The 10,603-nt window shown below is 40.0% G+C and carries 7 protein-coding genes; 3 read left to right on the top strand and 4 right to left on the bottom strand.

The features are described 5' to 3' along the window. Positions 1-217 precede the first annotated feature (217 nt). The 3 genes from QZ738_RS11725 to QZ738_RS11715 all read left to right on the top strand — a co-directional run bounded on the left by QZ738_RS11725 (position 218) and on the right by QZ738_RS11715 (position 3,653). On the top strand, positions 218-1,459 hold the full coding sequence (locus tag QZ738_RS11725; RefSeq protein WP_293787724.1) for a carboxypeptidase-like regulatory domain-containing protein: 1,242 nt from the start codon (positions 218-220) through the stop codon (positions 1,457-1,459). Positions 1,460-1,521: 62 nt separating this feature from the next. Beyond that, entirely contained in the window at positions 1,522-2,589 is a 1,068-nt protein-coding gene (locus QZ738_RS11720) for a PA0069 family radical SAM protein (RefSeq protein ID WP_293787722.1), read from the top strand. Positions 2,590-2,780: 191 nt separating this feature from the next. After that, complete coding sequence (locus QZ738_RS11715; protein ID WP_293787720.1) at positions 2,781-3,653, top strand: hypothetical protein; 873 nt, start codon at positions 2,781-2,783, stop codon at positions 3,651-3,653. Between the two features lie 140 nt (positions 3,654-3,793). Here QZ738_RS11715 and QZ738_RS11710 read toward each other — a convergent pair whose 3' ends face one another. From QZ738_RS11710 to QZ738_RS11695, 4 genes are all read right to left on the bottom strand, one after another. Beyond that, positions 3,794-4,318 carry a CAP domain-containing protein gene (locus tag QZ738_RS11710; RefSeq protein ID WP_293787718.1) on the bottom strand — a complete coding sequence of 175 codons (525 nt, stop codon included), beginning with the start codon at positions 4,316-4,318 and terminating at the stop codon, positions 3,794-3,796. Positions 4,319-4,465: 147 nt separating this feature from the next. Then, on the bottom strand, positions 4,466-7,015 hold the full coding sequence (locus QZ738_RS11705) for an ATP-dependent Clp protease ATP-binding subunit (protein WP_293787716.1): 2,550 nt from the start codon (positions 7,013-7,015) through the stop codon (positions 4,466-4,468). A 1,025-nt stretch (positions 7,016-8,040) separates the two neighbouring features. Next, positions 8,041-8,910 (bottom strand): PorP/SprF family type IX secretion system membrane protein, encoded by an 870-nt coding sequence (locus QZ738_RS11700; protein WP_293787714.1) that lies wholly within the window; start codon positions 8,908-8,910, stop codon positions 8,041-8,043. Positions 8,911-8,914: 4 nt separating this feature from the next. Next, positions 8,915-10,603, bottom strand: a 1,689-nt coding sequence (locus tag QZ738_RS11695) for an MBG domain-containing protein (RefSeq protein WP_293787712.1), incomplete at its 5' end; no start/stop codon positions are given.

Here is a 10,603-nt window from a genome sequence, read left to right as displayed (position 1 = left end):
TGATGCCAAAAAGTAAGAGCCCTTCGGCGGCGGTGAGCCGAGGCAAGACTGTGCTGTATGGCATAAGAAATCAGTTACGTCATTTATATTGATTTTTATACCATAAATTATTCCTCAGGATGACAGTGCTTATTAATGATAAACATCAAATGTTAAATCTGTTAAAAATCTGCTGCATCTTTAATAAATATTCCGCCTTTTGGTTACATTCGTCTCCATGATTAAAAGCCTTTTAGTAGCCTTTATGCTGATCATGTTGGGTACTAATGCCATTGCTCAAAATACTTTCTCGATTAGTGGTGTGGTTAGGGATCAAAAAGATGGATTGCCCGGTGCGAGTATATACATGAGCGGATATAAAATTGCCACCGTTGCCGGTAACGATGGAAGATTTAAACTTCCAAACCTGAAACCGGGCAGCTACGACCTGCTTGTGCAGCTTGTGGGTTACCTCCCCTATTCCAAAAGCGTGATTATTTCCGATAAATCCGTTCAGGTAGAGTTGGTTTTAAAAGAAAATGTCGCTCAGCTTGATGAAGTGGTCATCAGGGCCGATCCTAACAGACAAAAATATATTAACCAGTTTAAGGAGTTTTTTATTGGTAAAACACCAAATGCAGCACAGTGCCGGATCTTAAATCCGCAGGTTTTAAATGTAGATTTTGACATTACCAAAAGCACTTTGACCGTATCTACTACAGAATTTTTAATCGTAGAAAATAAAGCACTGGGCTATCGCCTCAAATATATGCTGGATCATTTCGAGTATAATTCCCGCACGCATATCATATTTTATTCCGGACACCCTTTTTTTGAAGAATTAAAGGCATCTGCTGCTAAAAGGAAAAAATATATTGCTGCAAGAGAAGTAGCCTACTATGGCTCATCACAACATTTTTTTCGTTCACTTTACGCCAATAAAACAAAGGAAGAAGGATTTATCATCAATAAAATGATCAAAATTCCCAACCCAAACCGTTACCCACAGCATGTAATCAATACCAATCTAGAAAAAATTAAAGCCGTACCAGAAAAAACAGGCATCAGACAAACAAAAGGTAAAATAGATACCGCCTTACTTGCGTTCTGGACAAAACAACAGGAAATGCCCAAAACCATTGATAAATTTTCGAGAGCCGAGGTACTTACCGATACCTTAGTACATTACTTTAACCCGAATTTAAAATATCTGAGCTATACCGATGCACTTTTGATTCAGTATACCAAAGAAAAAGAATCGCTTGCCTACTCTAAAACAGGTTTCTGGATTTTCAGACCTTTGGATATACCGGAAAATGAAATTTCTGCAGCGAATTTAACCGGTGAGGGAGTGCGGTTTTATGAAAATGGTGGCATTTACGATTCCCGATCGTTGCTGTACGAAGGCTACTGGGCCTATGAGAAAGTGGCCGATATGGTACCAATGGATTACATTCCGCTCTCCGGAAGTAACAAGTAATTGTTGAAAAGTTAGCTTTGGCTTAAGCATAAAATTACTAATATTTTTAGTAATTTTATGCTATGATCGGCGAAGCAGAAAAACAGTATTTTAAGGGTAGAGGTGCTCAAGTTAATCCACATAACAAATTTTTAAAAGATGTTTATGTAAAAGAGCACAATGAAGGAATAGACGACTGGGAGGAAAGTGATCGCAAAACTTCTTTTATCTTCGAAAATTCGAAAACCATCGTGAATAAAGTTGATAGTCCGGACGTGGGCATGGCCTATTCTTTAAACCCCTATCAAGGTTGTGAACACGGTTGTACTTATTGTTATGCCCGCAATTCGCATCAGTACTGGGGTTATAGCGCCGGCATAGAGTTTGAGCGAAAAATTATAGTTAAAAAAGATGCACCAACACTCTTTAAAAAATTTCTGGAGAGAAAAGGCTGGGATGCCACTACCATTTCCCTTTCCGGCAATACGGATTGCTACCAACCCGCCGAAAGAAAATTTAGGCTAACCCGTCAGTTGCTTGAAATTGCATTGGCCTACAAGCAGCCTATCGGAATGATCACCAAAAACTCACTTATCCTTCGCGATCGGGATATTCTAAAAGAAATGGCCAGGTTAAACCTCTGTATGGTTTATGTATCCATTAACAGTTTAAATGAAGATTTAAGGCAGGTAATGGAGCCGCGTACCACCACGGCTAAACAACGGTTAAAGGTGGTAGAAGAACTCAGTAAAGATGGAATCCCTGTGGGCGTAATGGTTGCTCCCCTTGTTCCAGGTTTAAGTGACCATGAAATTCCAAAAATATTAAAAGCAGTTGCCAATGCTGGTGCCATTAAAGCGGGTTACACCGTAGTAAGGCTCAATGGTGCCATCGGTCAGATCTTTGAAGATTGGCTACAGAAAAATTTTCCAGACCGCTTTGATAAAGTATGGCATTCCATTCAGAGTTGCCATGGGGGTAATGTAAATGATAGCCGGTTTGGCGACCGAATGCGCGGTGATGGCCATATTTCCCAGATGATCAGGGATAACTTCAGACTGCATTGCCGCTTAAATGGCCTAAATGTAAAAGATATTATCTTAGACCACACCTTGTTCAAAATACCAAGCAATCAGGTGAGCCTGTTTTAATATTCGGGGAGAGAAATCCCTAACGCTCGGGGCCGTGGTTTATGATCACGGTCCTCTCAAATTTTTCGGTCACGATTGCAATCTGGGTAATTGAGCGGTGAATTTGTAATCCACCACAGAACATACAAAATATTAAGTTGTTTATAGATACTAATTTGTAAACTACCGGTATAAAACTTAGTTTTAACGCCATGAAGATCGCATTGATTACCTATCTGGACAAAGGCGCTTATAATACATCTACCGTTGAAAGTGAGGACGACAAACTCCTTCATTTTTTAAAAGGAAAAGGATTAAACGTTGATCTGGTCATCTGGAATAATCCACATATTAACTGGGAGGATTATCCACTAGCGATCTTAAAATCGCCCTGGGATTATTTTGACCTGATTCAAGATTTCTACACCTGGCTGAAACGTTTAGAAACTAAAAAAGTAAAATTACTTAACCCAATTGAGGTGGTACGGTGGAATTCAGATAAACGCTATTTGAAGGAAATTGAAGCTGACGGCCTAAAAATTATACCCAGCGTCTTTATCAACAAACAAGATCGCGTAACGCTTAAACACTACTTCGAGAAATTTAACACCAATAGGTTAATCGTAAAACCCTGTATTAGTGGTGGCGCAAAGAATACGTTCAAGATAACAATCAATGATATTGATGCCATAGAACTGCAGTTAAATCAACTGATACAGGAAGAAGATTTTATCATTCAACCATTTTTGCCGGAAATTTTGGAAAACGGCGAATGGTCATTCATTTTCTTCAACGGGACTTATAGCCATTCGCTCATTAAAAAAGCCAAACCTGGCGATTTCAGGGTACAACCTGCGCATGGCGGATCGGTACATCCACAAAGCCCTAATCATGAACTGATTGCTATTGCTCAGCAATACGTTGATTTATTTGCTAAAAACTGTCTTTATGCCCGTGTTGATGGAACTTTTGTAAACGGTGAATTTTTACTGATGGAGTTAGAACTCATAGAACCTTTTCTGTTTTTAAACACAGCACCAGAAAATTATGAGCGATATTATAAGGCGTTGATGGATTTGATATAAATGATGGGATTTAAAAAAAGACGTCATCCAGATTGAAACATAGTTAAATAGAGCGGCCTGATTAGCTAAATTTAGCATCATAGAACCTTTGTTCTCGACTGCCTTACACTTCGATCCAAATGACGAACTCCGGTTATAAATTATTTTGATGCAAAAACCTGCGCCCAATAGCCATCTGTTTTAGCTGCGCCCATTTCTTTAAAAGATGCGGTCATCATATTTTTGCAGTGGCTTTCACTCGCGATCCAATCATTAAAAACCTGTGCTTCGGTGGTTTGTCCTACTGCAATATTCTCACCAACACTTGTCCAAACATAGCCGGTAGCAGTTACCCTGGCTCCCACTGTTTCACCATTGGCAGAAGTATGTACCATACTTTTGATCGATGCCATATATTTACTTTGGTAAATGGCAGCCGAGGCCAGATTGGCATTCCAGGTTAAAGCACCCACAGGCGGCATTTTAGTCGTACCACAATTACATCCTGCTAAACGGGTATCATTAACCAGTTTTAAAAGCACATCGTTATTGATGTTGGTTGCAGTAGACATTTCTATTTTAAAGGTGTTGGACGTGGTATCCGTTGTACCGGAATCAGATCCTTTTTTACAGGATAAGGTACAGCACAGGGCTATACACATTAAGGGAAAGACAATAGACTTCATTTTTATAGTTTTGTTTCAGGAAAGATACAATGAATTTTAATAAAAAAATTATTTGCATTCATATTTTTCACACTTCAAAAACAAATAAATCCTAACCAGATGTATTAAATGAAAAAACTCCCGATTTTCATCGGGAGTTTTTTTCATTTATTTCGAAGAATCTTCTTCTTGCTTTGGCTCTTCTTTTTTCTTTTCGCCTTTTTTATGATTAATTGATACCTGTTCGGTAGTCTTATCATAATCAATTTCCAGAACATCACCTTCGGACAATTCGCCTTTAAGAATCTCTTCGGCGATCGGATCTTCTAAATATTTCTGAATTGCTCTTTTTAACGGACGAGCTCCAAAATTACTATCAAAACCTTTGTCAGCAATATATTCTTTTGCATGATCAGTCAATACAATTTCATAACCAAGTGTATGAACGCGACCAAACAAAGCTTTTAACTCGATATCAATAATTCTAAAGATTTCATCTTTACCTAAACTATTGAATACCACTACATCATCAACACGATTCAGGAATTCAGGGGCAAAAGCACGTTTTAATGCACTTTCTATTACGCCACGACTATGAGAATCGGCTTGGTTTGTTTTCGCGGTTGTAGAGAAACCAACACCTTGACCGAAATCTTTAAGTTGACGGGCACCAATATTAGAAGTCATGATGATGATTGTATTTCTAAAATCAACTTTACGGCCCAAACTATCGGTGAGCTGTCCTTCATCCAGAACTTGTAATAAGATATTAAATACATCAGGGTGTGCTTTTTCAATCTCATCCAGTAAAATTACGGAGTAAGGCTTCCTTCTTACTTTTTCTGTTAATTGTCCACCCTCTTCATACCCCACGTATCCCGGAGGCGCTCCTACTAAACGCGAAACAGCAAATTTCTCCATGTACTCACTCATATCGATCTGAATCAGAGAATCATCGCTATCGAACATGAAACGAGCCAATTCTTTTGCGAGTTCTGTTTTACCTACACCGGTTGGACCTAGAAAAATAAAGGAACCTATCGGTTTTTTAGGATCTTTTAATCCCGCTCTTGTACGTTGGATGGCTTTGGTCAATTTTTTGATCGCATCGTTCTGACCGATAATTTTCTCGGCCACTTTATCGTACATATTCAACAGTTTTGCACTGTCAGTTTGTCCCACACGTTGCACCGGAATACCGGTCATCATGGAAACCACCTCGGCTACATTGTCTTCAGATACTTCGTAACGTTTTGTTTTGGTTTCTGCTTCCCACTCCGCTTTAGCTTTATCTAATTCTTCAATTAAATTTTTCTCAGTATCGCGCAATTTTGCAGCCTCTTCATATTTCTGGCTACGTACTACCTTGTTTTTCTCTAATTTGATATCTTCAATTTTGGCCTCGATATCAATAATGTTTTGAGGAACATGGATGTTGGTTAAGTGAACACGCGAACCTGCCTCATCTAAGGCATCAATAGCTTTATCCGGTAAGAAACGATCAGAAATATAACGTGAGGTTAAATTAACACAAGCTAGGATAGCTTCTTCTGTATACGTTACCCCATGGTGTTCTTCGTATTTATCTTTAATACGTGTTAAAATTTCAACAGTTTCATCTGGTGTAGCCGGTTCAACCATTACTTTTTGAAAACGACGGTCTAAAGCACCATCTTTCTCAATGTATTGACGGTATTCATCTAATGTTGTAGCACCGATACATTGAATTTCGCCCCTTGCCAAAGCAGGTTTGAACATATTGGATGCGTCTAATGAACCTGATGCACCACCGGCACCAACTATCGTATGAATCTCATCGATAAATAAAATTACATCAGTAGATTTTTCAAGTTCGTTCATCACGGCTTTCATACGTTCTTCGAACTGACCGCGGTATTTGGTACCAGCCACCAGCGATGCCAGATCTAGCGTAACTACACGTTTACCAAATAGTACACGTGAAACTTTACGTTGAACAATACGTAAGGCAAGGCCTTCTGCAATAGCGGATTTACCCACTCCCGGCTCTCCAATTAAAATTGGATTGTTCTTTTTTCTACGGGATAAAATCTGCGATACGCGCTCAATTTCTTTCTCACGGCCAACGATAGGGTCTAAACGGCCCTCTTCTGCTGCCTTTGTTAAATCGCGACCGAAATTATCCAGAACAGGTGTCTTAGACTTTATATCCGATACTTTTTTAGGTGTGCTAAAGCTTTCCTCTTCGCGATAATCATCATCGCCTCCTGTAGAAGCACTGTTCGAGATATCATCTCTGAAACCATTTTTATTCACTTCAACCTCCTGTTTAAAAACATCATAAGTAATGCCGTATTGCAATAAGATTTGTGAGGCGATATTATCATCATCTCTCAAAACCGATAAGAGCAAATGTTCGGTGCCAATTAAATCGCTTTTAAATATTTTAGCTTCTAAGTAAGTAATTTTTAAAACTTTTTCTGCCTGTTTAGTTAATGGGATATTACCCAGGTTTACTGTAACACTCGAAGTACCGCGAACAGCATCTTCAATTGAGCGGCGCAATTTACCGGTATCAACTCCTAACGATCGTAAAATTTTTATAGCCATGCCATCCCCTTCGCGGATGAGGCCCAATAATAAATGCTCGGTTCCGATGTAATCGTGTCCTAAGCGGAGCGCTTCCTCCCTACTAAAAGAGATCACATCTTTAACCTGTGGTGAAAATTTTGCTTCCATAATACCTTTCTTAACAGCTACGTCCCTAAACTATAAAATAACTTTATAAAAACGAACGTACTGTTTTCTTTATTTTATCAACAATTGCGCCATATGGGTGGATAAAAAGGCATTTAAATGCCAGAGAATCCAAAATTTAATGTAAGATTATTATTCTGATAAATACCATTTTGATCATATCTATCTACGTAATAAGTGTTCTAAAGGTTTTAAAGGGACATTTACCAGAAACATCCAGTTGCAGACATTACATTGTCGGTTTATTGTAAGGATTTTTTGACCACTAAAAACTGACAATATGTATCGATTTACTTAAGCAATTTACAAGTTTTGACAGAAAAACAAAAAGAACATGACATCATTTATAATTTTATCAGCTATCGATCAACACCAACCTCTCTCTCGTGTAATAATCTCCATACGAATTAACTGTGATTAGGTTATTTTTGTTTTTAAACACAGTAGTTTGTTTTTGTAATTAATAACTGCTATCATTCTGGGCGCATCGAAGAATCTTTTTTGAAGGTTGTTATTTAGACGAACTGATAAGCAGGCGTCTTTTGGTTTGAAAACGAAGGTCCTGTTTTCTATGGCTGCAGCAGTTCCGCCATCGCTCATAGTCCTCGTTGTGCTACCGATGAAAATCGGTACCGGTAGCGCTCCACTGTGGGCTACCCCCTCTGTCAGGTTTATTTAACCACGACCAGTGCTAATCGCATGGTCTGAAAATCCCTGATCGTATTACAGGTACTGCCAGCTAAACCCGACCGCAGTGAAAAACCCACAGCCCGAAGCATGAGGGCGAGGATTTGTAACAGAGGGCGGGGCTGAGGAGACCGAAGAACTAGTGTACCTGCTTTCCTAAAAAATGTTGTAATTAAAGTCTTAGCGAGACGCTAAGACCAGATAAGATCATGTCAGCTTTGGGCTTTGCCGGAATACGATAATAACATTGAACGGCCACAGGATTCCGCTGTGACCGTTTAATGTGATATCATCATTATTTATTGGGATAATGAATTAAATTACCAATTGATACCGAGGTTAATTTCGAAGTTACCTGCAGTGTAACCGCTTAAGTTACCGGTTTGTGTGGTATATGCGGTATTGATCATGTACTTTTTCTTATAATGTAACCCGACACCAAAACTTGCAGCCTTACTGGTATGATACATGGCTGTAAATAATAACTGCTGATCGGCAACTCCTAGTTGACCGCCGATATCCACAATATCAGCAATTCCCGTAAAAGAACGATAGGCTACTTTAGGTTGAAACAAGCTTTCTCCAATATCAAATTTGTAGCCAGCTGATGCATATACAGCTGGCGTATTGATTAATTTTAAGTTATCCCTGTTGAAATAATTTTTAAGGTTCACCAATGCAAAATCTACATTAAAGCGCTGTGAAGTTAATCCAACCCCAAAATCACCATCAAAATAGGTTCGATGGTCGGTATTATAAACACCAACCTGTGCATCATTTGGATTACCTATCAGATCTTGCATATCGATCCGCTGATTCATAAAGCCTGCAGATAAACCAAAATGTAATTTTGCAGATCCGTTGAGCGGCAGATGATAGGCATAACTTGCCAGAATCCTTGTCTGCCTTTGCAAGCCTGCTTTGTCCAGGTTCAGGTTTAACCCTACCCCTACTCTTTCCCATCCATAAGTGGCGCTCAGGTTTTGTACCATTGGCGCTCCGGGAACATTGTTCCATTGAGAACGGAAAGTGAGGTCTGCAGTTGCACCTTCTGCTAATCCGGCCATGGCCGGATTAGCAAGATAGGTGTTGTTAAAATACTGGTTTAACAATGGATTGGTCTGCGCATTTACCTTCGAAACACCGATAAGAGCAGCCAGTATCAAAATTGTTGTTTTTATCCTTTTCATTTTCTTAACGGTTTCTGATAATCGTGATAAATCCTTTTTGAACCAATTTATTTGGGCCATAAGTAATGATATAATAATAAGTGCCCTCTGCGAGGTCATTTCCTCCGATAGTTCCATTCCAGCTATTATCATATGACTTTTTGTTGTACATTTCTCTGCCATTGCGGTCAAAAATCCGGACTTCATTGTTTGGATACATATCAATGTTCTGTACAATCCAGGTATCATTTACACCGTCTCCATTTGGTGTTAAGATATTATTGGCAACCAACTTATAATCTTCATTTACCTTAATGGTGATCGATGCTGAACTATTACAGCCACTGGCATTGGTAACCCTGACCGTATAAGTTGTGGTTTGCAACGGACGAATATTCAGTGTAGCCGTATTTTGTCCGCTCACGATACCACTTGCTGTAGACCAGCTATAAGCTGTGCCTCCACTGGCCGTTAATACTGCTGTTTCACCTTTACTGAACTCCGTTCCTTTATTGCTTGCTATATTCACCAAAGGAATGGCATTAATGGTTAATGTACCATTGACGTAAACCAGACTATAATTGTTCGATGCACCACCAGATGGTACCAATACATAATTACCTGCAACATTTCTATTTGCGGTAGTGCTTACCATTGGTTTTGTAGTTAACGAATTTTCACTATCGCCAGCTTTAAAACCACTATAAGTTACACCAAAGGCCGGAAACCCGTCAGACTGACACATCACAGCATTATTAGCAGTAACCATCAATACTGATTTAGTAATGGTCAGGTTACTACCGATGTAAGCAATAGTGTAATTGCCATTTAGTGCAAGTGTGCCCTGGTTGATGGCATAAGTGCCGACGTTTTCACCTGGTACTCTGGTCAGGCTTCCGCTGAAACTATCGCCGGTTACCAGTGCCGGGGCAAAGGTATAAGTCAGGGTTGGATCAGCATCGCCGTAGGTTTTGCTTTTCGCCGCTGCCGTTACCGTGATCGTTTTCGCACTGATGCTCAAGTTCGCACCAACATAGGTTAAACTGTAGTTGCCATTCAGTGCAAGCGTACCCTGGTTAATCGCATAAGTACCCACGTTTTCACCTGGTGTTCTGGTCAGGCTTCCGCTGAAACTATCGCCGGTTGCCAATGCCGGAGCAAAGGTATAAGTCAAGGCTGGATCAGCATCGCCATAGGTTTTGCTTTTTGCTGCAGCCGTTACTGTAATGGTTTTTGCACCGATCGTTAGATCTGCACCAACGTAGGTTACTGTATAATTGCTGCTTAGTGCAAGTGTTCCCTGGGTAATCGCATAAGTGCCCACGTTTTCACCTGGTGTTCTGGTCAGACTTCCGCTGAAACTGTCGCCGGTTGCCAATGCCGGAGCGAATGTATAAGTCAAGGCTGGATCAGCATCTCCATAGGTTTTGCTTTTTGCTGCGGCTGTTACCGTGATGGTTTTTGCACCGATCGTTAAATCAGCACCCACATAAGTTAAACTGTAGTTACCATTCAGTGTAAGCGTACCCTGGTTGATCGCATATGTACCCACATTTTCACCTGGTGTTCTGGTCAGGCTTCCTGTGAAGGTATCGGTACCTGCCAGTGCAGGAGCGAAGGTATAAGTCAATGCGGGATCGGCATCGCCGTAGGTTTTGCTTTTCGCTGCAGCCGTTACTGTAATGGTTTTTGCACCGATCGTTAAATCAGCACC

The organism is uncultured Pedobacter sp. (assembly GCF_913776295.1).
In the GTDB taxonomy this organism is placed as follows: Bacteria; Bacteroidota; Bacteroidia; order Sphingobacteriales; family Sphingobacteriaceae; genus Pedobacter.
Note: the sequence above shows the minus strand (reverse complement) of the source record. Positions and strands in the feature narration are given on the sequence as shown.

Bases quoted from the DNA above. Each gene is read 5' to 3' on its own strand.
- QZ738_RS11700 (WP_293787714.1), bottom strand. From the start codon at position 8,910: ATGAAAAGGATAAAAACAACAATTTTGATACTGGCTGCTCTTATCGGT.
- QZ738_RS11710 (WP_293787718.1), bottom strand. From the start codon at position 4,318: ATGAAGTCTATTGTCTTTCCCTTAATGTGTATAGCCCTGTGCTGTACC.
- QZ738_RS11725 (WP_293787724.1), top strand. From the start codon at position 218: ATGATTAAAAGCCTTTTAGTAGCCTTTATGCTGATCATGTTGGGTACT.
- QZ738_RS11720 (WP_293787722.1), top strand. From the start codon at position 1,522: ATGATCGGCGAAGCAGAAAAACAGTATTTTAAGGGTAGAGGTGCTCAA.
- QZ738_RS11705 (WP_293787716.1), bottom strand. From the start codon at position 7,015: ATGGAAGCAAAATTTTCACCACAGGTTAAAGATGTGATCTCTTTTAGT.
- QZ738_RS11715 (WP_293787720.1), top strand. From the start codon at position 2,781: ATGAAGATCGCATTGATTACCTATCTGGACAAAGGCGCTTATAATACA.